The organism is Salmonella sp. SA15303 (genome assembly GCF_029962125.1).
Lineage (GTDB): Bacteria > Pseudomonadota > Gammaproteobacteria > Enterobacterales > Enterobacteriaceae > Salmonella > Salmonella enterica.
The window spans coordinates 850,247-875,912 of sequence record NZ_CP123924.1; the positions used below are offsets into that span (position 1 = coordinate 850,247).

23 protein-coding genes and 2 pseudogenes are annotated in these 25,666 nt (G+C 52.6%); 15 read left to right on the forward strand and 10 right to left on the reverse strand.

Going from position 1 to position 25,666, the window contains the following annotated elements; all coding sequences use genetic code 11:
* Nucleotides 1–22 precede the first annotated feature (22 nt).
* Both stdC and QEN31_RS04130 read left to right on the forward strand, forming a co-directional pair.
* Nucleotides 23–766, forward strand: coding sequence for a fimbrial biogenesis chaperone StdC (gene stdC, locus QEN31_RS04125; protein ID WP_000798504.1), 744 nt, complete (start codon nt 23–25; stop codon nt 764–766).
* Nucleotides 763–1,347, forward strand: a pseudogene (locus QEN31_RS04130) (hypothetical protein); the annotation flags it as partial. The gene stdC and the pseudogene QEN31_RS04130, both read left to right, overlap by 4 nt.
* A gap of 37 nt (nt 1,348–1,384) precedes the next feature.
* Here QEN31_RS04130 and QEN31_RS04135 read toward each other — a convergent pair.
* Nucleotides 1,385–2,592, reverse strand: a protein-coding gene (locus tag QEN31_RS04135; RefSeq protein WP_087776199.1) for an IS3 family transposase whose coding sequence is annotated in 2 segments (ribosomal slippage) — nt 1,385–2,271 and nt 2,271–2,592 — 1,209 coding nt in all. Because the reading frame shifts where the segments join, the coding sequence is not laid out codon by codon here.
* A 26-nt stretch (nt 2,593–2,618) separates the two neighbouring features.
* On the opposite strand from QEN31_RS04135, the pseudogene QEN31_RS04140 reads away from it, so the two are divergent.
* From QEN31_RS04140 to QEN31_RS04150, 3 genes and pseudogenes are all read left to right on the forward strand, one after another.
* Nucleotides 2,619–3,191 (forward strand): annotated as a pseudogene (locus QEN31_RS04140) (hypothetical protein); the annotation flags it as partial.
* A gap of 143 nt (nt 3,192–3,334) precedes the next feature.
* Nucleotides 3,335–3,847: a CaiF/GrlA family transcriptional regulator gene (locus QEN31_RS04145; RefSeq protein ID WP_000336259.1), complete on the forward strand. Its 513-nt coding sequence runs from the start codon at nt 3,335–3,337 to the stop codon at nt 3,845–3,847.
* Nucleotides 3,834–4,592 carry a transcriptional regulator gene (locus tag QEN31_RS04150; protein ID WP_000134791.1) on the forward strand — a complete coding sequence of 253 codons (759 nt, stop codon included), beginning with the start codon at nt 3,834–3,836 and terminating at the stop codon, nt 4,590–4,592. Before QEN31_RS04145 ends, QEN31_RS04150 begins: the two co-directional genes overlap by 14 nt.
* A gap of 209 nt (nt 4,593–4,801) precedes the next feature.
* On the opposite strand, the gene QEN31_RS04155 is transcribed toward QEN31_RS04150, so the two are convergent.
* Nucleotides 4,802–5,668: a nickel/cobalt efflux protein RcnA gene (locus QEN31_RS04155; RefSeq protein ID WP_000503706.1), complete on the reverse strand. Its 867-nt coding sequence runs from the start codon at nt 5,666–5,668 to the stop codon at nt 4,802–4,804.
* Between the two features lie 122 nt (nt 5,669–5,790).
* Between QEN31_RS04155 and rcnR the strand changes: the two genes are divergently transcribed.
* Nucleotides 5,791–6,063, forward strand: a complete 273-nt coding sequence (rcnR, locus tag QEN31_RS04160; RefSeq protein WP_000019953.1) for a Ni(II)/Co(II)-binding transcriptional repressor RcnR — start codon at nt 5,791–5,793, stop codon at nt 6,061–6,063.
* Nucleotides 6,064–6,093: 30 nt separating this feature from the next.
* On the opposite strand, the gene QEN31_RS04165 is transcribed toward rcnR, so the two are convergent.
* Both QEN31_RS04165 and QEN31_RS04170 read right to left on the reverse strand, forming a co-directional pair.
* Nucleotides 6,094–7,323, reverse strand: coding sequence for an amino acid permease (locus QEN31_RS04165; RefSeq protein WP_000036837.1), 1,230 nt, complete (start codon nt 7,321–7,323; stop codon nt 6,094–6,096).
* Nucleotides 7,324–7,464: 141 nt separating this feature from the next.
* Entirely contained in the window at nt 7,465–7,920 is a 456-nt protein-coding gene (locus QEN31_RS04170) for a multidrug/biocide efflux PACE transporter (RefSeq protein ID WP_017465480.1), read from the reverse strand.
* 103 nt (nt 7,921–8,023) lie between these two features.
* Here QEN31_RS04170 and QEN31_RS04175 point away from each other — a divergent pair, with 103 nt between their 5' ends.
* The 6 genes from QEN31_RS04175 to QEN31_RS04200 all read left to right on the forward strand — a co-directional run bounded on the left by QEN31_RS04175 (nt 8,024) and on the right by QEN31_RS04200 (nt 14,864).
* The gene (locus tag QEN31_RS04175; RefSeq protein ID WP_001270777.1) at nt 8,024–8,887 is read left to right on the forward strand and encodes a LysR family transcriptional regulator; all 864 of its coding nucleotides are present in this window, start codon (nt 8,024–8,026) and stop codon (nt 8,885–8,887) included.
* A 122-nt stretch (nt 8,888–9,009) separates the two neighbouring features.
* On the forward strand, nt 9,010–10,188 hold the full coding sequence (locus QEN31_RS04180; protein ID WP_000665984.1) for an acetyl-CoA C-acetyltransferase: 1,179 nt from the start codon (nt 9,010–9,012) through the stop codon (nt 10,186–10,188).
* A gap of 430 nt (nt 10,189–10,618) precedes the next feature.
* On the forward strand, nt 10,619–11,455 hold the full coding sequence (kduI, locus tag QEN31_RS04185) for a 5-dehydro-4-deoxy-D-glucuronate isomerase (protein WP_000383274.1): 837 nt from the start codon (nt 10,619–10,621) through the stop codon (nt 11,453–11,455).
* Between the two features lie 56 nt (nt 11,456–11,511).
* Nucleotides 11,512–12,273 carry a 2-dehydro-3-deoxy-D-gluconate 5-dehydrogenase KduD gene (gene kduD / locus QEN31_RS04190; RefSeq protein WP_000602494.1) on the forward strand — a complete coding sequence of 254 codons (762 nt, stop codon included), beginning with the start codon at nt 11,512–11,514 and terminating at the stop codon, nt 12,271–12,273.
* 352 nt (nt 12,274–12,625) lie between these two features.
* Nucleotides 12,626–14,044, forward strand: a complete 1,419-nt coding sequence (gene araE, locus QEN31_RS04195; protein ID WP_000253647.1) for an arabinose-proton symporter AraE — start codon at nt 12,626–12,628, stop codon at nt 14,042–14,044.
* Between the two features lie 112 nt (nt 14,045–14,156).
* Nucleotides 14,157–14,864: an aspartate/glutamate racemase gene (locus QEN31_RS04200; RefSeq protein WP_000848629.1), complete on the forward strand. Its 708-nt coding sequence runs from the start codon at nt 14,157–14,159 to the stop codon at nt 14,862–14,864.
* Here QEN31_RS04200 and QEN31_RS04205 read toward each other — a convergent pair.
* Complete coding sequence (locus tag QEN31_RS04205; protein ID WP_000741775.1) at nt 14,836–15,771, reverse strand: LysR family transcriptional regulator; 936 nt, start codon at nt 15,769–15,771, stop codon at nt 14,836–14,838. The genes QEN31_RS04200 and QEN31_RS04205 overlap by 29 nt on opposite strands.
* A 117-nt stretch (nt 15,772–15,888) precedes the next feature.
* On the opposite strand from QEN31_RS04205, the gene lysA reads away from it, so the two are divergent.
* Nucleotides 15,889–17,151, forward strand: coding sequence for a diaminopimelate decarboxylase (gene lysA / locus QEN31_RS04210; RefSeq protein ID WP_000056581.1), 1,263 nt, complete (start codon nt 15,889–15,891; stop codon nt 17,149–17,151).
* A gap of 9 nt (nt 17,152–17,160) precedes the next feature.
* Here lysA and QEN31_RS04215 read toward each other — a convergent pair whose 3' ends face one another.
* A complete protein-coding gene (locus QEN31_RS04215; protein ID WP_000968339.1) occupies nt 17,161–18,183 on the reverse strand; it encodes a LacI family DNA-binding transcriptional regulator in 1,023 nt (340 codons plus the stop codon).
* Between the two features lie 10 nt (nt 18,184–18,193).
* Nucleotides 18,194–19,222: an HTH-type transcriptional regulator GalR gene (galR, locus tag QEN31_RS04220; protein WP_000201030.1), complete on the reverse strand. Its 1,029-nt coding sequence runs from the start codon at nt 19,220–19,222 to the stop codon at nt 18,194–18,196.
* 592 nt (nt 19,223–19,814) lie between these two features.
* On the opposite strand from galR, the gene aas reads away from it, so the two are divergent.
* Both aas and lplT read left to right on the forward strand, forming a co-directional pair.
* Nucleotides 19,815–21,974 (forward strand): bifunctional acyl-ACP--phospholipid O-acyltransferase/long-chain-fatty-acid--ACP ligase, encoded by a 2,160-nt coding sequence (aas, locus tag QEN31_RS04225; protein ID WP_023204006.1) that lies wholly within the window; start codon nt 19,815–19,817, stop codon nt 21,972–21,974.
* Nucleotides 21,967–23,169 (forward strand): lysophospholipid transporter LplT, encoded by a 1,203-nt coding sequence (gene lplT / locus QEN31_RS04230; RefSeq protein ID WP_000004686.1) that lies wholly within the window; start codon nt 21,967–21,969, stop codon nt 23,167–23,169. The genes aas and lplT overlap by 8 nt, the downstream gene beginning before the upstream one ends.
* Before the next feature lie 86 nt (nt 23,170–23,255).
* On the opposite strand, the gene QEN31_RS04235 is transcribed toward lplT, so the two are convergent.
* From QEN31_RS04235 to QEN31_RS04245, 3 genes are all read right to left on the reverse strand, one after another.
* A complete protein-coding gene (locus tag QEN31_RS04235) occupies nt 23,256–24,296 on the reverse strand; it encodes an NADP(H)-dependent aldo-keto reductase (protein ID WP_000558960.1) in 1,041 nt (346 codons plus the stop codon).
* Nucleotides 24,297–24,486: 190 nt separating this feature from the next.
* Nucleotides 24,487–24,705 (reverse strand): YgdI/YgdR family lipoprotein, encoded by a 219-nt coding sequence (locus QEN31_RS04240; protein ID WP_000758662.1) that lies wholly within the window; start codon nt 24,703–24,705, stop codon nt 24,487–24,489.
* 169 nt (nt 24,706–24,874) lie between these two features.
* Entirely contained in the window at nt 24,875–25,588 is a 714-nt protein-coding gene (locus QEN31_RS04245) for a TerC family protein (protein ID WP_000895635.1), read from the reverse strand.
* Nucleotides 25,589–25,666: the final 78 nt, after the last annotated feature.

Sequence of the window (25,666 nt, forward strand, 5' to 3'; positions counted from 1 at the left end):
GCAGGTCTAAAGGAGAAAACAGGTGAAAAACAGCAGAAGAAGCCGTGTGATTTTACTCGCACTGGCGGCGGCATGGAGCCAGTACAGCCCGGCGGCCGTCAATGTTGACCGGACCCGTATTATCATGGATGCGCCGCAGAAAACGGTGGCCATCACGCTGAATAACGATGACAAAACCACGCCGTTCCTGGCGCAGTCCTGGGTGACGGATGCTGACGGGGTGAGAACCGATGCGCTGATGGCGCTGCCGCCGCTGCAGCGTATTGATGCCGGACAGAAATCCCAGGTCCGTATCACCCAGGTTCGCGGGCTGACAGATAAGCTCCCTCAGGACAGGGAAACACTGTTCTGGTTTAACGTGCGGGGCGTTCCCCCGAAGCCGGAAGACGACAACGTCCTGCAGCTGGCCATGCAGAGCCAGCTGAAACTGTTTTACCGTCCGAAAGCCATTATCAGAAGCAGCAGTGACCAGCCGGAAAGAAAGCTGACTGCTGAGCGGAATGCGGGACATCTGACCCTCAGAAACCCGACGCCGTACTACATCACTGTGGCGTGGCTGGGAGCAGACCGTAGCCACAGGCTCAGCGGTTTCCGCGAGGGCGTGATGGTGCCGCCCCTGGGGAACCTGCCTTTAAAGGCTGTTCTGCCGGCAGAAACCCGGACGCTGTGGGTGGGGTATATTGATGATTACGGGGGACTGCAGATGAATCGCTACACCTGCGATGCCCTGAACTGCGCGTTTAAGGACGCAGGGGCGACATCATGACAGAATGGATTTTTAATCTGAAAACAAAACTGACCGTGCTGGTGATGATGTTGTGCTCTTTATGTGTGACTAAAGTGTATGCGGTTGAGCTAGGTATAAATGAATGTGCAGTCACTTCCGGTCAGAATATTAATTTAAGAAGTATAAATTTGACAACCGATGATTTTAAACCTGGCCCGGATTCGGTTATCTATACAATCAATCAGGATGCAGTTTTTAAATGTTACATGGGATATGACACGCAATTTCCACAGCTGGTATTTAATCAGGGCTACTTCAGTAAATTTACCAAGACACTAGATGCGATGGGACTTGGATTCAGAATGTCCATTCAAGAAACAGGAAATGCTTCAAGTGTTGTTTCGTTCTCCTGGGATGAAATAAAGAGTACTCAGTCAGGAAATGAGTTACGAAAAGAGTTTGGCACAAAACTACCTGTTGGGACTACAGAACGAAAAGTAAGGATAACACTGGATTTCTTATATACAAAAGCATATTCAGAGAGTAGTGCAGTTACAGCTTTTACGGGGATAAGTAATGTTTTAAATATTGTACCTTTTTCTTATTCTTTGAGACAAAACTGATCTTGACCCGCCATTTCCGGACAGCTTTTGTATCTTAAGTTAACGATGCCCGCTGCCGCCGGTATTCTCTCGGAGAGTGATATCCCAGCGCACTATGCGGGTGATTTTCATTGTAATGCGTGAACGCCGCTGCAAGGTTTCGCAGGGCTGTTCTCACATCCGGTTTCGGCATGAACGCGATATAGTCTTCCTTCATCGTCTTCACGAACCGTTCGGCCATGCCATTGCTCTGCGGGCTGCTCACCGCTGTTGTACATGGCTCCAGATTCAGCTCTTTGGCGAACCTCCGCGTTTCATGCGCGGTATATGCTGAACCGTTGTCCGTCAGCCACTGCACCGCTGTGTCGGGCAGCCTGTCGCCGAAGCGCTTTTCCACCGACCTCAGCATCACATCCTGCACGGTCGAACTGTCATAGCCTCCCGTGCTTGCTGCCCAGTCTATGGCCTCACGGTCGCAGCAGTCCAGCGCGAACGTTACCCGCAGTTTTTCGCCGTTGTCGCAGCCGAACTCGAAGCCATCTGAACACCAGCGCATATCGCTTTCTGCCACCGCTATCTTGCCCTTATGTTCACGCTTCGGTCGCTCTGGTTTGTGATGCAACAACAACAGGTTATGCTCGCTCATTATCCTGTAAAGCCGTTTGGCATTCACAGGTGGCTGTCCCTCTGTGCGACGTTGCTTGCGCAGGATGCCCCACACGCGTCGATAACCATAACTCGGCATATCGCTGATAATGTTGAGGATAGCCGACAGTATTTCTGCGTCTGCTTCTTCATTACGCCGGTTACAGCGCCTGTCCTGCCAGTCGGCAGAACGGTTAATCCGCAGTGACAGTTGCGCACGCGACACGCCCATGGTCCGGCTGACCATGGCTATTCCCCGTCCTTTGGCAACAAGGGCGCGTGCGCTATCCATTTTCGCGACTGACCGTACTCCACGGCTTCTTTCAGGATCTCAACTTCCATCGTCTTCTTGCCCAGAAGGCGCTGAAGCTCCCGGACCTGCTTCAGAGCAGCAGTAAGCTCAGAAGCAGGAACGACTTCCTCTCCAGCCGCAACGGCGGTGAGGCTGCCTTCCTGATATTGCTTCTTCCACTTAAACAGCAGGCTGGGCTGGATACCATGCAGGCGGGCGACATGGGAGACATTCATACCCGGCTCCATCGTCTGCTGGATAATGGCGATCTTCTCCTGAGGAGTTTTACGTTTACGGACTTCTTGCCCTAACAGGATCCCGGTCATCTCAAAATTGGTGTTAGTGTTAGACATATATTCAAGCCTATCTCTTATCTGGAGATACAGCTACTGTCTGGTGTTTCAGGGGGCTACATCATTCTTTGAGACAAAACGGATTTGTTTTATCTGGTTTTAATGTGAGAATTCTCAGAAACGGATTGGGTAAAGTTGACATTGTTCCATTACAGGTCAACTTTGGGCATATTTATACGACTTATGAACCTTCACAGACCAGACAGGCAAATTTTACAGTGATCGCCAGGCAGGTTTTACGACCGGCTATGGGACAGGAATTCACGATCCCTCTGGCCATCACCTTCGGGAAAGGTGCACTGACACAGGATACCGGGCAAACTCTGAATCTTGTCAGCCTGGATGGCCCCAACAAAGGTCAGCCTAATGGGCTCCGGCTTTCAATAAAAGATGATAAAGGAAAAGAGATTACTTTTGATAAACAAGAAGTACTGGGGGATATTACTATTACAGGAGCTGTCACCGGTAATGTGTCGAAGGTATATACTGCAGTAATAACCCCGACCCCGGGGGGAAGTGTAAAGACAGGAACGTTTTCTGCTGCAATACCCGTTACTGTTACCTATAACTAATCGGGGGGGCAGATAATAAAAATAAAAGAACTGACTGAGTTATCGGGGAACTAATCCCGAATAAACACACATTAATAATAAATACTATTTAAGAGTTGTTCTTCACCTCCGGGAAATCATTTACCCAGTTATGGAGAGGTTTTATGTGCCCTGATAATACACACGCAAAAAAGCAGTACCTTACCCCTGGTAACGATATTCATTATCCCGGACAGACCAACCATGATGCCTGTTTTATTCCGGTAAGTGTCCGCCAGTATGCCGGCGAGCCCCTGTATATCATTGTGGCACACTGGTGCCTGTTGCAGCAGAACTGGGTTCAGCGTAACCAGATAGCAGAGGCGTTTCACATCACGGCCAGACGGGCCAGCTACCTGATTGCCTATCTGCGAAGCAAAACATCGCGGGTGGTCAGCATCTGCCGTCACCAGACCCTGCCTAATAAAGCACGACGCTATGAGATTTATGTTATCCGGGTTCTTGACAGTCCCACCCCGTCCACGCGCCGTGAAAAAGCCGGACCGCCGCTGGTATCAAAACGCCGGGTCGGTAATGGTGACAGGTCGATGGCAAATGAACTGTGGAACCGGCTGTGCAGTAACAGAAATGCGGGGAAGATCCTGAAAAAGAAGGAGGATGAGGATGACGGAACATAACCGGATACCGGCCCGGCAGATTATCGTTTACGGTGACTGCTGGCCGGTGACGATCGCCGTGGCACACCTGGTCCGGAGATTTATGCCGGGCTGCAACTGTGAAACCGCATACAGGCAGCCTGTTCTGTTGCAGCAATTACGTCGGAAACCGGAGGCCATACTGATACTGTGTCTGCGTCCCCGTGAACATCTCTTTTTGTTCTATTCCCTGAGACAGATACTGCCGGACTACCCGGTTATGATTATCAGCGATGAGCTGTTTTTCAGCGACCGGGTGGTACTGAAGGTATACGGCGGCATCCCGGCGCTGCTGGAGCAGGAACTGGCGGAGATACTTATTCGGTGGCGGCGGGATGAACAGTGGGCCGGGGGCGCACGCCTGCGCAGGACAGGAGCGCTGGACGCCTTTTTGTTATCTCCGGATCCGGTGACGGGCTTTCTGGAAGTGCCACCGATATTTAACAATCCGAAGCGGTTGATGAACTATATGGATCAGTTGATGCACCGGGAGATACTGGCATGCGGAGTGAGCCTGGCCCAGTTACGCTTGCTTCAGGAAGTTTACCGTGGACGAGGAAGGTTGTCAGCGTTGTGTGGAAGGCTGAATACACAGGAGAAGCAAATCTGGCAGGACAAATACCGGTTACTGGTGAAGCTGGGAATGCGGAACCGATTACGGGAACTGCTGTTTGGTACCCGGTTTTGTAAATCACTGCAGCGAACCCCGTTTATCGCTCCGCAATAACCCGCCTCCGGCGACCCTATCCAGAAACACTGACACGCCGGCTAAACCCGGTGGCGGTGGGGTATTTTTTGCCTGTGGTGTAGTGGAGTAAAATACAGAATTCAGGCGGGACGCTGAATGTATGGCCTTTCATACCGTTTGATAAGTAAAAACGCTTCTGGAATGAAACCCGACGTGAATGATACGGCCTGAGCAGAAGCGTTACATATTTACTGCATGATCCCGGTATAGCCATGAATTCCCATATACACGCCGACCAGACCAATCAGAATGCTCGAAAAATAGGGCGCCCGCCGGGCAAGCGTCGAAAAACCACTCCAGCGCTTTGCTGCCTGTTGAACGCTTATCGCCGCGCCCACGCCTACCGTCACCAGTGTTAATGCTAGGCCAAGACTAAAGCTCAGCACCATCGTGGCGCCCAGCGTAAACGCTTTAAGCTGGATACAAATCAGTAAAACGGTGATCGCAGCCGGACAGGGGATAAGCCCTCCGGTCAGGCCGAATAGCAGGATCTGTCCATTAGTCACTGTTTGACCATCAAAACGGCGTTGAATATCGGCAGCATGGGCGCGTTCATGGGCATCCTGATACGCTTTTGACGTTGCACCTTCCGGATGTATGTGACCATGATGGTCGTGGTCGTGGTCGTGGTCGTGGTCGTGGTCGTGGTCGTGGTCGTGGTCGTGGTCGTGGTCGTGGTCGTGGTTGTGATGATGGTTTCCCGCCAGCCACTGCTGCTCGCCTCGCCATGTCCGCCAGAACATCCAGCACGCGGTGCTCAGAATAATGATCGCAGAAATTAACTGCAGCCATGGTTCCACTGATTGTGCGGTGAATGCCCGGCTAAGATACATCCCACCCAGAGCGATTAACCAGACGATCGCGGTATGAGAAAGCGTTGCTGCCAGACCGAGCATGACAGCCTGTTTAACCGTACCTTTAATGGCAATGATAAAAGCCGCCATCATAGTTTTGGAGTGCCCTGGTTCAAGCCCGTGCAAAATACCTAATAAAATGGCGCTGGGAATGAAGAACCAGCCGTTTCCTTGCTGAAGAAGTGTCGAAAATTCACCCATGAGAATGATTCTTAGTTGTTTTATGTGGGGCGTCATTCTACTCCCCCCCAGTATGGAATACTACCCCCCAGTAGCATCGTAATGCTATAATTTGTATTCGTTAATGTTAGTGAGGTGTTGTAATGTCACATACCATCCGGGACAAACAAAAGCTTAAAGCCAGAACCAGCAAGATTCAGGGGCAGGTGATAGCGCTAAAAAAAATGCTGGATGAACCGCATGAATGCGCGGCCGTGTTACAACAGATCGCGGCGATTCGCGGCGCGGTAAATGGCTTAATGCGCGAGGTGATTAAAGGGCATCTGACCGAGCATATCGTTCATCAGAGTGATGAAGCCAGACGTGAAGAAGATCTGGACGTAATATTAAAGGTGCTGGATTCTTATATAAAATAGCCGGGAGTTATATCCCGGCTATCTTTTACTTTAGCCGAAAAACATCACCGATACGCAAAGTAAACCGACGACCAACGTAATGAAATTACCTACTGAACGGTAGGGTTTCAATGCCGGTATCAGGTACGTTGACAACGTGGGCATAATAAACAGAATCATCGCAATGAGCGGGCCGCTAATGGCATAAATCATAGAGATGGCATTCGGGTTAATACAGCAAATAATAAACGTAATCCCGGAAACCAGCATGATAGATAGTGCGCGATTGAACGCCCGGCTTTTTTTCACGCCAACCTGCTGTAGAGTGGTTCTTACCATTTCGGTTGCGCCCTCAATGACGCCGAAATAGGTGCCGAGGAAAGATTTCGACATGGCCACGACGGCAACGATAATACCGGAAATAGAGAGCCAGGCCGGCGCATTGGGCATCATCGAGAGCGCGGAAAGGATGGTAACGCCTTCGTTGCGCGCGTCTTCAATGTATGACGGCGGAATGGAGAGCAGGCAGCTAAAGACAAAGAACAGCACGCTCAGGCAGATAATCAGATAGGCGACCTTCATGATCTTTTTGCATTTATCCATGGCCTGATCGCCAAAATTTTCCCGTCTGTCGATGGCAAACGTCGAAATAATGGGCGTATGGCTAAAAGCAAAAACCATCACCGGAATAGAAATCCATACCTGGTGCAACGTGTGACTATCCAAAGACATCTGCCCGGTCAGTAACGAGGGTTGCCAGCTTCCGGTTAAGTAGAGCGAAAGGAACAAGAAGTAAGCGATAAGTGGAAAGACTAAAAAGCCCATTACGCGAAGAGTGGCATGTCTTCCCATTAAGAAAATCATATTCAGGATAAGTACTACGCCGAAGCTAACTGCCATCCGGATGCGAATATCTATCTGAATATGCTTCGCTAATTGCTCTGTCAGGGAATTGGTAATCGCCACAGCATAAATTAATACCACGACAAAAAACGCAATGAAATAAAGCGTAGTAATAATACTGCCGATTTTCTTGCCGTAATAATGGGTAACGGCGCCAGTAATTCCCTCACCTGCAGAAGTCTTTGAGGAAAGAATAAACTGACACAGCGCTTTATGCGGCCAGTATGTCAGAGGCCAGGCGACCAGCGCGGTAATAAATAGCACGATTGCGCCTGCCGATCCCAACTGGATGGGAAGGAAAAGAGTGCCTGCGCCTACAGCCGTTCCGTATAACGCAAAACTCCAGAGAGTCTCATCTTTTGACCAAATTTTAGACATTATTTGAATTTATCAACTATAAAACACACAAAAAGAAGCGCAATTTACCATAAATAGCGTCAGTTGGGGGCGTTTTAAGCAGATGGATGTCGTGGAGGAGGAGGGCCGGGAGCGTTGCGATCCCGGCAAAAAAGAGCAATATCATGCACTAACGCGCTGTTGGCGGCGGGTCACTATTCGTTGGCGTAAAACATCGTACGCCCAGTTGTACAGCATCGTGTACGGCAAAAAGAACAGGAAGAAACCAATTTCCAGGGTGAATGCTTGTAGCAGGCTGACATTCAGTACCCAGGCGACAATACTCACGCCAATGACAATAAACCCACTTTCAAATCCTAACGCATGGAATGCGCGCACTTTGGCGGTTCGTCTCACCTGATGCGCAGGCCACAGTCGATCAAACAGAGCGTTATAAATGATATTCCAGATCATGGCCGTCGTTGCCAGCAATATTGTCAGGCCGCCCATCTCCAGCACCGAGCGCTGCATTAGCCAGGCGGTCGTTGGCGCCAGTATTGCAGTCGCAATACCTTCAAAACAGACAGCATGGAAAATACGCTCCGGCAGCGAGCGACGTTGTATGGCGTCATGTTGCATAAACGAAAAAACCTTACTCTTAATCAAGCTAAAGAAATTTCCGCTATTTTATCGTTTAATGTGATACCTAAAAGATAACATCCATCGATAAAGTAGATAGGTTATGCGTTACTCACCTGAAGCGTTAATGGCATTTGTTGAGACCGTCTCTTGCGGTTCGTTTTCTGCGGCGGCGCGCCGCCTGCGTAAAAGCCAGTCCACCATTAGTACCGCCATTGCGCATCTGGAGGCGGATCTGGGATTTTCATTATTTGATCGATCTTCGCGCCAGCCCGTTCTGACCGAAGAAGGAAAACGGGTGCTTAGCTATGTTCAGGCTATTTTATCGGCGAGCGACCGTCTGGATGAGGTGGCGCTGACGTTATCCGGCGAGACGGAGGCAAGACTCACGTTCGTCCTCTCTGATACCCTGCACCCTGACAGTCTGGAAGAGTTAATGGCGCAGTTTGATCGTCAATTTCCGCATACCGAGTTTGAATGCTTGATCGGAGAAAATGATGATGTCATCGACCTGCTGCAAAAAGGGCGTGCCCAGATAGGTCTGATTGAAGCGCGTGATGACTATCCCACAGACATTGGCGCGACGCGTCTGCCTGTTCAAAGCTGGATGGGGGTTTATGTGGGGACCACGCATCCGTTGGCGTCGCAGACGAACCTGCAATGGGAGCAACTGCATACCTGGCGCGAGCTGCGTCTGAATACCTACCTTGACTCTAACGCCAACATTACGCGCGGCCCGGCCTGGTCAGCGCCAAACTATTTATTGCTGTTGAGCATGGCGGTTCAGGGATTTGGCTGGTGCGTATTGCCCTGCGCGCTGGTGGAAGAGTTTGCGGCGGAAAAACCGCTGGCGCAGCTGGATGTTCCTGGCTGGCCGAGGGCGATTGCTATTGATTTGTTGTGGAACAAGAAGACGCCGCCCGGAACGGCGGGGAACTGGCTTCGCTACCATTTGCAGCAGAAATAAGCTGCGTCACCGTCAAATCAGTGTCATTTCCTTTGTGATAAAACTCACTTTTTTTAAACAATCAAGATAACTAATTTTAACAATGCTCTACTATGGCGGTGTCATTTTGCGCTGAGGTGGTAATGAAAGAGGTTGTGATAGTGGGGGCTTTACGGACACCCATCGGCTGTTTTCAGGGAACGCTGGCCCGTCATTCCGCCGTCGAGCTGGGGAGCATGGTCGTAAAAGCGTTAATTGAGCGCACCGGCGTGGACGCTAACGCTATCGATGAGGTCATCCTCGGTCAGGTGCTGACGGCTGGCGCCGGGCAGAATCCGGCGCGCCAGTCAGCCATCAAAGGAGGGCTGCCGACTACCGTTTCCGCTATTACCATTAATGACGTTTGTGGTTCCGGTTTAAAAGCGTTGCACCTGGCGACGCAGGCTATTCAGTGCGGCGAAGCGGACATTGTTATTGCGGGCGGGCAGGAGAATATGAGCCGTGCGCCGCATGTCCTCAATGACAGCCGTACCGGCGCGTTGCCTGATGCCGACAATCTGGTGGATAGTCTGGTACATGATGGCTTATGGGATGCCTTCAACGATTATCACATTGGCGTGACGGCAGAAAACCTGGCGCGGGAATATGGCATCAGCCGCGAGTTACAGGATGCTTATGCGCTCAGTTCGCAGCAAAAAGCCAGGGCCGCGATTGATACCGGGCGTTTTAAAGATGAGATTGTCCCCATCGTCACGCAACGTAATGGGCAGACCGCAATTGTCGATACGGATGAACAACCGCGGGCCGACGCCAGTGCGGAGGGGTTAGCCCTGCTGCATCCGGCGTTTGATAGTTTAGGTTCGGTGACGGCGGGTAATGCCTCCTCAATCAACGATGGCGCCGCCGCGGTGATGATGATGAGCGAGACGAAAGCCCGGGCGCTGGGGCTGCCGGTGCTGGCGCGCATCCGCGCGTTTGCCAGCGTCGGCGTCGATCCTGCGCTAATGGGGATTGCGCCGGTATATGCTACCCGGCGCTGTCTGGAGCGTGCCGGCTGGCAATTGACGGAGGTCGACCTTATCGAAGCCAACGAAGCGTTTGCCGCCCAGGCGTTGTCGGTAGGAAAAATGCTGGAATGGGATGAGCGACGGGTAAACGTTAATGGCGGCGCGATTGCGCTGGGGCATCCCATTGGCGCTTCCGGCTGTCGAATTCTGGTTTCACTGGTGCACGAAATGGTTAAACGCGACGCGCGAAAAGGTCTGGCGACGCTGTGTATCGGTGGCGGCCAGGGCGTTGCTTTAACCATTGAACGCGACTGATCCTGCGCCAGCCATCCTTTTCCTGCTTCAGTATTCCGTTGTAAAAAGCCCTCTATCACGAGGGCAAAGCCAGTGACAGAACCCCCTTTTTCGTTATAGCGCAGAACGTCTTGCCGCGTCGGGCATTGCAGACGCATACCGCTTTTAATTCAATTCGCACATCAGACCCCGTTCCAAAATAAGCTCCAATTTTTATCTGGGTAACCGCATACAGCATCTGGCGCACATGTCTGAAAATCAGACATGTGCGTAAGTTTTAGCGCCGTTCGTGATCGCTACAGCAGTTTTAAAAATAACCAACCATATAAATGAAACGTTGTTTTATTTATTGTTGAAAACCTTTATCCAGGCGACTATGATGCCGTTAAATAAATCAAAACAGTGTTTTGAATTTTATGCCATTGCGATCGATTTATCATTGGAGGGAAAAGTGGACGTAAGGCAAAGCATCCATAGCGAGCACGCTAAAACGCTGGACACCCAGGCGCTGCGACGCGAGTTTTTAATAGAAAATATTTTTGTCGCTGATGAATATACGATGGTCTACAGCCATATCGACCGTATTATTGTCGGCGGCATTATGCCCGTCAGCCATTCTGTTGAAATCGGCGGAGAGGTGGGTAAACAGCTTGGCGTTTCCCGGTTACTGGACCGCCGCGAGCTGGGCGTCATTAATATTGGCGGCGCGGGCGCCATTATCGTTGACGGGCAGCGCCATGATATTGGTCATCGTGATGCTCTGTATATTGGTAAAGGGGCGAAAGAGCTGGTCTTCGTCAGCAATGAGGCGAGCAGACCGGCGAAGTTTTATTACAACTGCGCGCCAGCGCATACCGCTTATCCGACGAAAAAAGTGTCGCCTGCCGACGTTGCGCCCGTCACCTTAGGCGATAACCTCACCAGTAACCGTCGCACCATCAATAAATACTTCGTACCGGATGTACTGGAAACCTGTCAGCTCAGCATGGGACTCACCGAACTGGCGCCCGGTAATCTATGGAACACCATGCCATGCCATACCCATGAGCGCCGTATGGAAGTTTACCTCTATTTCAATATGGAAGAGGACAGTTGCGTTTTCCATATGATGGGGCAGCCTCAGGAAACCCGTCATATTGTGATGCGTAATGAACAGGCGGTTATTTCCCCAAGCTGGTCAATACATTCTGGCGTTGGCACCAAAGCCTATACGTTTATTTGGGGCATGGTGGGAGAAAATCAGGTCTTCGATGACATGGATCACGTTGCGGTACAAGATCTGCGCTAGTCGCGACCGGTGATAACGCCTGTGCGTGACAGGCATGACAAAAATAAGGATTAACAATGATTTTGAATGCATTTTCTCTTGAAGGTAAAGTCGCGGTTGTGACGGGGTGCGATACCGGATTGGGGCAGGGGATGGCGTTAGGGCTGGCGGAAGCGGGCTGTGACATTGTCGGTATTAACATTGTTGAACCGACGGAAACTATTGCGCGCGTCACCGCTCTTGGACGTCGTTTTTTAAGCCTGACAGCCGATCTGCGTCAAATCGATGGTATTCCGGCATTACTGGAACGGGCGGTGGCAGAATACGGTCATATTGATATTCTGGTGAATAACGCGGGTTTGATCCGTCGTGAAGATGCGATTGATTTCACGGAAAAAGACTGGGATGACGTCATGAACCTGAACATCAAGAGCGTGTTCTTTATGTCTCAGGCGGCGGCAAAACTTTTTATTGCCCAGGGCAACGGCGGCAAAATTATTAATATCGCGTCTATGCTCTCCTTCCAGGGCGGCATTCGCGTTCCGTCTTATACCGCGTCGAAAAGCGGCGTAATGGGAATAACGCGTCTGATGGCGAACGAGTGGGCGAAACACAATATCAATGTGAACGCCATCGCGCCGGGCTATATGTCCACGAATAATACCCAGCAATTGCGCGCTGATGCACAACGTAGCGCCGAAATTCTCGACCGTATTCCGGCTGGACGTTGGGGACTACCGGGCGATTTAATGGGGCCGGTAGTCTTCCTGGCATCCAGCGCTGCTGATTATATTAACGGCTATACCATAGCGGTAGATGGCGGTTGGCTGGCGCGTTAATCCGCTACTGACAAATGCGTTTCTGGGAAAATCGACGCTTTGGCCGAAAAACTGATAAAGCCCTGTCCTGGTACAGGGTTTTTTTATGATCTCATTAGCATAGTCCATATTGTGGGTTTAACTTAATCCATATATTGTTAAATAATAGCTATGATCAATGCTTTAACTTATTGAAATATTGGTGGTTTGAAAAAATACCCGGCAACGGCGTTAAATTTAAAAAGTGTAATATCCATCACATATCGCTATAGCGTAGCCATTTAATCCATATTTATGCCGTTTCCAGCCTGACACTTGAGGAAGAGTATCCCGTACTTTCAGGCTATGTCTTACTCTGTTGTGGCAGGAAAATATGGTCTCTATTAATCATGACTCTGCTTTAACGCCGCGTTCGCTTCGCGACACACGACGTATGAATATGTTTGTTTCGGTTTCTGCAGCGGTAGCGGGACTGTTATTTGGTCTGGATATCGGCGTTATCGCCGGGGCGCTGCCTTTTATTACCGACCATTTCGTACTGACCAGCCGGCTGCAGGAATGGGTCGTCAGCAGTATGATGCTTGGCGCGGCAATTGGCGCATTATTTAACGGCTGGCTTTCATTCCGGCTGGGGCGTAAGTATAGCCTGATGGCTGGCGCGATTTTGTTCGTGCTCGGCTCGCTGGGGTCGGCGTTTGCTTCCAGCGTGGAAGTATTGATTGGCGCCCGCGTGATACTGGGCGTAGCAGTAGGGATTGCGTCCTATACCGCGCCGCTTTATCTCTCTGAAATGGCAAGTGAAAATGTTCGCGGCAAAATGATCAGTATGTATCAACTGATGGTGACGTTAGGCATTGTGCTGGCTTTTTTATCCGATACGGCATTCAGCTACAGCGGCAACTGGCGCGCGATGTTGGGCGTGCTGGCGCTGCCTGCGGTGTTGCTCATTATTCTCGTGGTATTCCTGCCGAATAGTCCGCGTTGGCTGGCGCAAAAAGGTCGCCATATTGAAGCGGAAGAGGTGCTGCGTATGCTGCGCGATACCTCGGAAAAAGCCCGTGATGAACTGAATGAGATTCGGGAAAGCCTCAAACTCAAGCAGGGCGGGTGGGCATTATTTAAAGCTAACCGCAATGTTCGCCGCGCCGTGTTCCTCGGTATGCTGCTACAGGCAATGCAGCAGTTCACCGGCATGAACATCATTATGTACTATGCGCCGCGCATTTTTAAAATGGCCGGCTTTACCACCACGGAACAGCAAATGATCGCCACGCTGGTGGTCGGACTGACCTTTATGTTCGCGACGTTTATCGCCGTCTTTACGGTCGATAAGGCCGGGCGTAAACCGGCGTTAAAAATCGGTTTCAGCGTAATGGCGTTAGGGACATTGGTGTTGGGCTACTGCCTGATGCAGTTTGATAACGGTACGGCATCAAGCGGTCTCTCCTGGCTTTCCGTTGGGATGACGATGATGTGTATCGCCGGTTACGCGATGAGCGCCGCTCCGGTGGTGTGGATACTGTGTTCGGAAATCCAGCCGCTGAAATGCCGTGATTTTGGCATTACCTGTTCAACCACGACAAACTGGGGATCGAACATGATCATCGGCGCGACATTCCTGACTCTGTTGGACAGCATTGGCGCGGCAGGTACATTCTGGCTCTACACCGCGCTGAATATCGCTTTTATCGGCATCACTTTCTGGCTGATTCCGGAAACCAAAAATGTCACCCTGGAGCACATCGAACGCAAGCTGATGGCGGGCGAGAAGCTAAGAAATATTGGCGTGTAATCACCCCTCCCATGCCGGATGACGCCTGTTATCCGGCATGATGAAAAATAGACTGGAAACGGATGTGTAAGTTTGCTTCACTGCCATAATGCTTTACAAAAAGGAGAGCGCAGTGAAAACGATCGGACTGTTGGGTGGTATGAGCTGGGAATCGACTATCCCTTATTACCGTTTAATCAATGAAGGCATTAAACAGCAGCTGGGAGGCCTGCACTCGGCGAGCTTACTGCTGCATAGCGTAGATTTCCACGATATTGAAGTATGTCAACGCCGCGGCGAGTGGGATAAAGCGGGCGATATCCTGGCGCAGGCCGCGCAGGGGTTACAGCAGGCGGGCGCAGAAGGTATTGTGCTGTGTACCAACACCATGCATAAAATCGCGCACATTATTGAATCTCGTTGTTCTCTGCCTTTCCTACACATCGCGGATGCTACCGGGCGAGCCATCGCCCGTCAGGGGTTGCATCGCGTGGCGCTATTAGGGACCCGCTATACGATGGAGCAGGATTTTTATCGCGGGCGGCTGGAACAGCAATTTGCGATTGAGACCATCGTGCCGGAGGCGGACGATCGGGCGCGTATCAATCAGGTCATTTTTGACGAGCTCTGTCAGGGGACATTCACTGACGCGTCGCGCCACTATTATTTACAGGTTATCGAACAACTGGCTGCGCAAGGCGCGCAGGGCGTTATTTTTGGCTGCACTGAAATAGGTTTGCTTGTTCCCCAGACGCAAAGCGCGCTACCGGTTTTCGATACCACGGCAATTCATGCCGCAGATGCCGTGAGCTTTATGCTTTCGTCATCGGCCCCAGAATAACCTCCAGCGGTTCGACCAGGCGCGAAAGATGCGTTTGTAAATGCTTACTGAAGGCGTCAACCAGCGCGGAGGCGGGGCGGTGTAGCGGGCGAATCAGGCTGACGGTAAAGGGCACGTCAATGCTGAAGCGGCGAACGGTGACGCCGCTGGCGGCATAGTCCAGCGCGGTCAGCGGGTTAACGATCGAAACGCCCGCCCCGGCGCGCACCATCGCGCAGACGGAGGCCGCGCTATGCGTTTCCACCACCATTCTGCGCTTCACCTGATGTTCGGCAAATAACGTATCCAACAACTGTCGATAGCTGTCCAGGCGGGAGAGGCTGATAAAGTTTTCCCCCTGAAAATCGTCTGGCGTCAGTACCGTTTTGGCGGCAAGCGGATGGTCGCAGGGCAGTACGCACACTTCATTTAGCGTTAGTAACTCGGTACGGGTTGTTCCTGCCGGGGCATGAAGCGTCTCCGTCAGCCCTAAATCGTGGCGTTGAGCGGAGAGCCACTCTTCCAGCAACGGCGACTCCTGCGGCACAATATTCAGGCTGACATCCGGATAACGCGCCAGAAAAGGCGGTAGTAGCGGCGGCAAAAAGGATTGTGAAAAGACCGGCAGGCAGGCGATAGAGAGTTCGCCCTGACGGAACTCGCGCAGACTTTCCGCCGCGCTGACGATGCGATCCAACCCATACCAGGAGCGTTGTACCTCTTCGAACAGGCGTAGCCCTTGCACCGTCGGATGTAAGCGCCCGCGTGTGCGCTCAAACAGCGTTAATCCCAGCACTTTCTCAAAACGCGCCAGCTCGCGACTGACGGTAGGCTGCGAGGTATGCAGCAGCCGCGCCGCTTCGGTGAGATTTCCGGCGGTCATTATGGCATGAAAAATTTCAATGTGACGTAACTTAACGGCAGCCATACGTTTCCCTGAATCATTTATCCCATATCATTTTTGCATAGACTGACAATAAAACGATATTTTTTATTCTTTCTAAGGTATGGCGTAATCGTTAAAAAGCCTGTTCCGGAGTTTGTTATGTCATTGCCGCATTATCACGCTGAAACTGACCTTAACGCTGAAAATTTGCTCAGATTGCCTGCTGAATTCGGCTGTCCGGTCTGGGTCTATGACGCGCACATTATTCGCCGTCAGATAGCCGCCCTGCAGCAGTTTGACGTCGTGCGTTTTGCGCAAAAAGCCTGTTCGAACATTCATATCCTGCGCTTAATGCGCGCGCAGGGCGTCAAGGTCGATTCTGTTTCATTGGGAGAGATCGAACGTGCGCTGGCGGCGGGCTACGATCCGCAAACGTGCCCTGATGATATCGTTTTTACCGCCGATGTGATTGACGCCGCCACGCTGGCGCGCGTCAGCGAACTGCATATTCCGGTCAATGCCGGTTCGGTAGATATGCTGACGCAGCTTGGTCAGGTTTCGCCTGGGCATCGCGTCTGGTTGCGCGTGAATCCTGGCTTTGGTCACGGGCACAGCCAGAAAACCAACACCGGGGGCGAAAACAGCAAACACGGCATCTGGCATAGCGATCTTCCGGCGGCGCTGGCGGTAATGCAGAAATACCGACTGAAACTTGTCGGTATCCATATGCACATTGGTTCCGGCGTCGATTATGGTCATCTGGAGCAGGTTTGCGGCGCGATGGTTCGCCAGGTGCTGGAATGTGGTCAGGATTTGGACGCGATTTCGGCAGGCGGCGGACTCTCGATACCTTATCGTGAGGGAGAAGAGCCCGTTGATACGCGCCATTACTATGGTCTGTGGAACGCGGCGCGCGAGCAAATCGCCCGCCATCTGGGACATGCGGTCAAACTTGAGATCGAACCCGGACGTTTTCTGGTGGCGCAATCGGGCGTGCTGGTAACGCAGGTGCGTAGCGTAAAACAGATGGGAAGCCGCCATTTCGTGCTGGTAGATGCGGGTTTTAACGATCTGATGCGCCCGGCGATGTACGGTAGCTATCACCGTATTTCGGCGCTGGCGGCGGATGGTCGCGCGCTTGAAAATGGCCCGTGGGTCGAGACGGTGGTCGCCGGGCCGCTATGCGAATCAGGCGATGTTTTTACGCAGCAGGAAGGGGGAATGGTTGAAACACGCGCCTTACCTGCGGTCATCCCCGGCGATTACCTCGTATTGCACGATACCGGCGCGTACGGCGCGTCTATGTCATCGAATTACAACAGCCGCCCGCTCCTGCCGGAAGTACTGTTTGACAATGGACAGGCGCGGCTGATCCGCCGTCGTCAAACCATTGAAGAGCTGTTAGCGCTGGAGATGCTCTGAAGCGCATCATTAGACTGGACGTTGAAAAAACGGGCCCGCGGCGACGGACTCGCGCAGAATCAGCGTGCCGGTAAAGGGCGGGATCGGGGCGACTGGCTCGCTGTTCGCCAGACGAACGGCCTGATCGATCGCGGTGGCTATCATATCCTCGATGGGTAAATAGACTGTTGAAAGCCCCGGCTCAAGCCAGGTTGCGCCCGGCGCATCGTCAAAACCAAACAGCGACACATCCTGCGGGATGCGTAATCCGGCCTGGCGCAGCGCTTTTGCCGCGCCCAGCGCCGTGTCATCATTACAGGCGAATAGCGCGCTAAACGTGACGCCTTCCTCCAGTAATTCCCGGCAGGCGTCATAGCCGCGCGTCAGCGTGTAATCGCCGTATTTCACTTTTGCCGGTTGCCAGGGAATACCATACTTTTCCAGCGCCTTGCGATAACCCGCTACGCGTGATGTGCCAGTGGGAGTATGAACAGGCAGCGTAATACAGGCGATATCGCGATGGCCCTGCGTAATCAGATATTCCACCGCCTGGAATGCCGCCGTCTCCTGCTCGAAGAAAATAGCGCGATCGCGGGCCTGAGTGACGTTGCGATTAATAATCACCAGCGGCATTTCCGTGGCGTCAATCAACGACAAAATCGCCGGCTCATCCATATAGCGAGTGTAAAGAATAATAGCGTCGCACTGTCTGTCGGCCAACATTTGTACGGCTTTCTGCTCTCGTTCCGGCGTATCGTGACCATCGGTGACGATCAACTGCTTGTTATGAAACTCCGCCTGGCGCGACGCCCGGCGCAACAAACTGCCAAAATAGAAGCCGTCAAACGTAGAGACGACCAGACCGATGCTGTTGCTGGTGCGATTTGCCAGCGAGCGTGCCAGCAGGTTGGGGCGATAGTCCAGAGCCTGCATCGCCGTAAACACTTTCTGGCGCGTGCTTTCTTTTACCTGCCCCGTCCCATTCAGCACTCGTGAGACGGTGGCCTTTGATACGCCCGCATGGCGGGAAACATCCAGCATTGTCGCCATCATGCTACCCTGATTAATCGGTTGTCGACAGGTGCCCGGTATCCGTCGGCGTGGACACCGAATGTCGGCGTACCAGTGTCGGACTAAATACATGAGTTACTTCTGGCGTAGGGCATTTCCCTGCCAGCGCTAAGGCCAGCTCCGCCGCCTGTGTCGCCATGGTGACGATCGGATACCGAATGGTGGTCAGTCGGGGACGCACATAGCGTGAGACCAGTACATCATCAAAACCGATGAGCGATACTTCGCCCGGCACCCCCACGCCATTATCATTTAATACTCCCATCGCGCCGGCCGCCATCGAGTCGTTATAGCAGGCCACCGCGGTAAAATTTCTGCCGCGACCTAATAACTCAGTCATCGCCTGCTCGCCGCCGCTTTCATCCGGTTCGCCGAACGTCACCAGCCGATCGTTAGCCGGGATATGGCTTTCCGCCAGCGCATCGTAATAGCCCCTCAGGCGATCTTCGGCATCAGAGATAGTGTGATTGGAACAGATATACCCAATACGCGTATGACCTTGCTGGATCAGATGTCGGGTCGCCAGCCATGCCCCGTAACGGTCATCCAGCGCGACACAGCGGTGTTCTAACCCCGGTAAAATGCGGTTAATCAGCACCATGCCGGGGATTTGCTTCATTAATGAGGCCAGGTCCGCATCCGGAATCATTTTGGCGTGTACCACTAACGCTGCGCAACGATGACGAATCAACTGTTCAATAGCCTGACGCTCTTTTTGTTCGTTATGATACCCGTTGCCAATCAGTAAAAAATTGCCGGTGTGATACGCCACCTGTTCAACGGCTTTCACCATCGCGCCGAAAAAAGGATCGGAAACGTCGCCGACCACCAGACCGAGGGTTTCCGTTGCCTGCTGTGCCAGCGCGCGCGCGTTGGCGTTAGGGTGATAGCTCAGGGACTCCATTGCGCTGGTCACCGCCAGCCGGGACGCTTCGCTGGCTTTTGGCGAATCGTTAATAACGCGAGAAACGGTGGCGACTGAAACACCGGCCAGTCGGGCTACATCTTTTATGGTCGCCATGATAATACCTATAGTGGGTAAACGCTTACATTACGCCAGTTTTACGGAAAATGAACGTCTGTTCAAGCCTCTTGCCCCGCCGTGTCGGGCAAATGTGACCTGCACGGGAGAAATGCGTCTGTAAAGTGACAATACAAATCTTTCGTTACAGTTTGCGAAGCGCTGTTGCGATTGTCTGCTGGCAGGCCAGCGAGTCAGGTTGATAGAGTGGTGATCCCAGAGGTATTGATAGGTGGAATCAACGTCATTGTTGATCACACGAATTACACCAACCTGCGTAGAGATGCGCAGGTTTTTTTTTGTTTCGCCTGAACCTGTAACAGTAACGGATAATTTACACAACTCGTTGCATTTCCGTTTATTCCTTTGCGTTTTCGGACTGGCGATGCAGACGCGCGAAGCCCACAATCAAGATCCCAGAGGTATTGATTGGTGAGATTATTCGGTACGCTCTTCGTACCTGTCTCTTGCACCAACCTGCGCGGATGCGCAGGTTTTTTTTCGAACCTATTTTGCTATCGCTCCTGTTACGCAACTCGTGTAATCTGCCACAATTCATGTTTTAGCGAATTGTCGGCCAAAGGGAGTTGAAATGCTGTTTGGATTTTTCCGTAACCTGTTTCGCGTGCTTTATCGTGTGCGCGTCACTGGCGATGTCCGGGCGCTACAGGGGAACCGGGTCTTAATTACCCCCAATCACGTTTCATTTATCGATGGTATGCTACTGGCGCTGTTTTTGCCGGTACGGCCTGTCTTTGCGGTATATACCTCCATCAGCCAGCAATGGTATATGCGCTGGTTAACGCCGCTGATCGATTTTGTGCCGCTCGACCCCACTAAACCCATGTCCATTAAACACCTGGTGCGTCTGGTGGAACAGGGGCGTCCAGTGGTGATTTTCCCGGAAGGGCGGATTTCCGTGACCGGCTCGCTGATGAAAATTTATGACGGCGCAGGCTTTGTGGCGGCAAAATCGGGCGCAACCGTCATTCCGCTCCGCATTGACGGCGCGGAGCTGACCCCTTTCAGTCGCCTGAAAGGTCTGGTTAAACGGCGCTTATTCCCCCGCATTCAGCTTCATATTTTACCGCCGACGCAAATACCGATGCCGGAAGCGCCGCGCGCGCGCGACAGACGTAAGATAGCGGGTGAGATGCTGCACCAGATCATGATGGAAGCGCGTATGGCGGTGCGCCCGCGCGAGACGTTATACGAATCGTTGCTGGCGGCGCAATATCGTTACGGCGCGGGTAAAAACTGTATTGAGGACATTAACTTTACGCCGGATACGTATCGTAAGTTACTGACCAAGACGCTTTTTGTTGGCCGGATTCTGGAAAAGTACAGCGTTGAGGGCGAGAAAATCGGTTTAATGCTGCCGAATGCCGCCATCAGCGCGGCGGTGATTTTCGGCGCGGTTTCTCGTCGCCGCATTCCGGCCATGATGAACTATACGGCGGGGGTAAAAGGGCTGACCAGCGCGATTACCGCGGCGGAAATTAAAACGATTTTTACCTCCCGCCAGTTCCTCGATAAAGGTAAATTGTGGCACCTGCCGGAGCAGCTAACGCAGGTTCGCTGGGTTTACCTGGAAGATTTAAAAGCGGACGTCACACCCGCCGACAAGATGTGGATTTTTGCCCACCTCCTGGCGCCGCGACTGGCGCAGGTAAAACAGCAGCCGGAAGACGCGGCGATCATTCTTTTTACCTCCGGCTCGGAAGGGCACCCGAAAGGGGTGGTGCACAGCCATAAAAGCATTCTGGCGAATGTCGAGCAGATAAAAACGATTGCGGATTTCACCGCCAATGACCGTTTTATGTCGGCGCTGCCGCTCTTTCACTCGTTCGGTTTGACGGTGGGCCTGTTTACGCCGTTGTTGACCGGCGCGGAAGTGTTTCTTTATCCAAGTCCGCTGCACTACCGCATTGTGCCGGAACTGGTCTATGACCGTAACTGTACCGTGCTGTTTGGTACGTCAACCTTCCTCGGCAACTATGCGCGCTTTGCCAATCCGTATGATTTTTATCGCCTGCGCTATGTGGTGGCCGGTGCGGAAAAACTTCAGGAGAGTACCAAACAACTGTGGCAGGATAAATTCGGTCTGCGCATTCTTGAGGGCTACGGGGTAACGGAATGCGCGCCAGTAGTCTCGATTAACGTGCCGATGGCGGCTAAGCCTGGCACTGTTGGCCGCATTCTGCCTGGCATGGACGCGCGTCTGCTGGCGGTGCCCGGTATTGAAAACGGCGGTCGGCTACAGCTGAAAGGGCCGAATATCATGAATGGCTATCTGCGCGTGGAAAAACCGGGCGTGCTGGAGGTGCCGTCGGCGGAAAACGCCAGAGGCGAAACTGAGCGCGGCTGGTACGACACGGGCGATATTGTACGCTTCGATGAAAATGGTTTTGTGCAGATTCAGGGGCGCGCGAAACGCTTTGCGAAAATTGCTGGCGAAATGGTCTCGCTGGAGATGGTCGAGCAACTGGCGCTTGGCGTTTCGGCGGACAAAATGCACGCTACCGCCATTAAAAGCGATGCCAGCAAAGGTGAAGCGCTGGTACTGTTTACGACTGACAGCGAACTCACCCGAGAAAAATTACAGCACTATGCCCGTGAACACGGTATTCCGGAACTTGCCGTCCCGCGTGATATCCGTTATCTGAAACAGCTTCCCTTGCTTGGCAGCGGGAAACCCGATTTTGTGACGCTGAAAAGTTGGGTGGATGCGCCGGAACAACATCATGAGTGAGTCAGTACGTACTAACACCTCCATCTGGTCGAAAGGGATGCTGTCGGTGATTGTCGCGCAGTTTCTCTCGGCTTTTGGCGATAATGCGCTGCTGTTTGCGACGCTGGCACTGCTGAAAGCTCAGTTTTACCCGGACTGGAGCCAGCCTGTTTTGCAAATGGTGTTTGTGGGCGCTTACATTCTTTTTGCGCCGTTTGTCGGCCAGATAGCGGACAGCTTTGCCAAAGGCCGGGTGATGATGGTCGCCAATGGTCTTAAACTGGCGGGAGCGGCAGGTATCTGCCTCGGCGTAAATCCTTTTGTCGGTTATACGTTGGTCGGGATCGGCGCGGCGGCTTATTCTCCGGCGAAATACGGTATTCTGGGTGAACTGACGACGGGTGATAAGCTGGTGAAAGCCAATGGTCTGATGGAAGCCTCTACGATTGCGGCGATTTTGCTCGGTTCTGTCGCGGGCGGCGTATTAGCCGACTGGCATGTCATCGCCGCGCTGGTTGCCTGCGCGTTGGCCTACGCTGGCGCAGTGGCGGCGAACCTGTTTATCCCGAAGCTTGTGGCGGCGCGTCCAGGACAATCCTGGCGGTTGTCGGCGATGACGCGTAGCTTCTTCAGCGCTTGCGTTGTCCTTTGGCGTAACGGTGAAACGCGTTTTTCGCTGGTGGGGACCGGGCTATTCTGGGGCGCAGGCGTGACGCTGCGTTTTCTGCTGGTGCTGTGGGTGCCGGTGGCGCTGGGGATTACGGATAACGCCACGCCGACTTACCTGAACGCCATGGTGGCGGTAGGCATTGTGGTCGGCGCGGGCGCGGCGGCAAAACTGGTGACGCTGGAGACCGTATCGCGCTGTATGCCCGCCGGGATTTTGATTGGCGTTGTGGTTGCGATCTTCTCATTACAGCACGCATTGCTGCCTGCTTATGCCTTGTTGCTGTTGATAGGTATGCTGGGCGGCTTTTTTGTGGTGCCGCTCAACGCTTTGCTCCAGGAGCGCGGTAAGAAGAGCGTTGGCGCCGGGAATGCCATTGCCGTACAAAATCTGGGCGAGAATAGCGCCATGCTATTAATGCTGGGACTGTACTCGCTGGCGGTGCTGGTTGGCGTTCCGGCAGTGGCGATAGGTATCGGCTTTGGCGTGCTGTTCGCGCTGGCGATCGCGGCGCTGTGGATCTGGCAGCGCCGGCAGGCATCATACTGAGTGAATATGCCGGGCGGCGAGTGCGTGTTATCGGGCTTACATTGTCTCTGTAAGCCCGGAAGCGTAGCGCCACCGGGCACTGACCATCACGGCGCCGGGTAGGTATAAACCTGATGCGCCGCCTCAATCTCCGCCAGAACCTCTTCGCTTAACGTCAGATGCAGACTTTCCACATTCGTCTTGAGCTGCGCCATCGTGGTTGCGCCCAGTAACGTACTGGCGACAAACGGCTGGCGGCGAACAAAGGCCAGCGCCATCTGCGCCGGATCAAGATTGTGACGCTTCGCGATATCGACGTAGGCGGCAACGGCTTTTTGCGCCTGTTCGCCGCTGTAACGTGTGAAGCGGCTGAACAAGGTATTCCGCGCGCCTGCGGGTTTGGCCCCGTTCAGGTATTTACCGGTTAATGTGCCAAACGCCAGACAGGAGTAGGCGAGCAATTCAACACCTTCATACTGGCTGACTTCCGCCAGCCCGACCTCGTAGCTGCGGTTTAACAGGCTATAGGGGTTCTGGATCGTGACAATACGCGGCAGGTCATGTTTTTCCGCCAGATGCAGATAGCGCATAACGCCAAACGCTGTCTCATTTGAAACGCCAATATAACGAATCTTACCCGCTCGCTGAAACTCACTTAGCGCGTCTAGCGTCTCCAGTAGACTTACTACTGGCGTGGAGTCCGTCCAGTTATAGCCGAGTTTACCGAAGCAGTTAGTGGGGCGCTGCGGCCAGTGCACCTGATACAAATCCAGATAGTCGGTCTGCAATCGGGTCAAACTGTCGTGTAGCGCTTCGCGAATATTTTTACGATCCAGCGCCTGATGAGGCCGGATGCCTTGATCATTATTACGTGCCGGTCCGCTAACTTTGCTGGCGATGATCAGTTTTTCACGGTTGCCGCGTTTGGCGAGCCAGTTACCGATATAGGACTCCGTCAGCCCTTGTGTTTCCGGGCGCGGCGGTACCGGATACATCTCGGCGGCATCGATAAGGTTAATGCCATTTGCGATGGCATAGTCGAGCTGTGCGTGAGCGTCGGCTTCGCTGTTTTGTTCACCAAATGTCATTGTGCCCAGCCCTAGCGTACTTACTTCGAGCGAGCTGTGGGGTATACGGTGATAGTGCATAGCCGTTTCCTTTTTATTATGAAGTCAGAAATTCCCGACAAAGGACAATAAAAATGGCAGAGGGAAGGCAAAAGGGAAAGTAAAATTGCAGGCTGCGCGGCGTAATTGTTACCGGGCGTGGTCGCCACGCACCGTTACGGGACGCAGCCTGAAGGCTTGCAGAACGCTGACCTCGATCACAGGCCACCGCTTAACGTTCGATGATTTGAGACACTTCGTCACGGTTGATTTGCATCTCGTTTCCCTGTGCATCGGTATAGCTGACCAGACCGGTATCATCGTCAACTTGCGGTTTTCCATCGGTCAGGATCATACGACCATCTTTCGTCGCCATTACATAATCGCTGCTGCATCCGGATACCGCAAAAGCCAACCCTACTGCGGAAATTACAACTGCCCACTTTTTCATCCGTTTGTCCTCACGTAGCCTGCATCTGATAATAGTCTGTTAATCATATGTCTGATAATAGTCTAGTAATAACGCGCAGCTCTGCATGTCGGAAGCAGCAAAATCTTAATCTGTGAGAAGAAAGGAAATAAAGTGAGTATTCGCTCCCCGGCGGGGGAGCGAAACAGGATTACAGCGGATTCTTTTTATTACGCAACAGGTTCAGGCTCTCTACTGCGATAGAGAAGAACATGGCGAAATAGATATACCCTTTCGGAACGTGAACGTCGAAACTTTCCAGAATCAGGGTAAAGCCAACCAGGATCAGAAAGGAGAGCGCCAGCATTTTTACCGACGGATGGCGATCAACAAACTCGCCGATGGGCCGTGCCGCAAACATCATGACACCCACGGCAATAACGACTGCCGCCATCATAATAAACAGATGATCGGAGAGACCAACCGCTGTGATAACTGAATCAAGGCTGAAAATAATATCCAGCAGCATAATCTGCACTATTGCGCCCAGGAAAGAAGAAACCCGGGTTTTTAACCCTTCTTCTTCGCCTTCGATGGACTCATGGATCTCCTTGCTGGCTTTCCAGATTAAAAATAACCCGCCCAGTAGAAGAATGAGATCGCGGGCGGAAATCGCTTCGCCGAAAAGCTCAAACAGCGGATTAGTCAGACGAGTGACCCAGGCGATTGACGCCAGCAGCGCCAGGCGCATGACCATCGCCGCCGCCAACCCAAGCCGCCGTGCGTGGTTCCGTTGCGCCGTAGGAAGTTTTGCTACCACCAGAGAAAGAAAAATAATGTTGTCGATCCCAAGTACAATCTCCAGCAGCGTCAGCGTACCGAGCGCCAGCCAGGCATTAGGATCGGTTATCCATGCAAATAACATCGAACAAAGTCCTGCCAAAAAAAGAAGCGGTAATTATAGGCCCGTCGAGTGACGGGCGAAAGCCCAGGCTGAATTTGC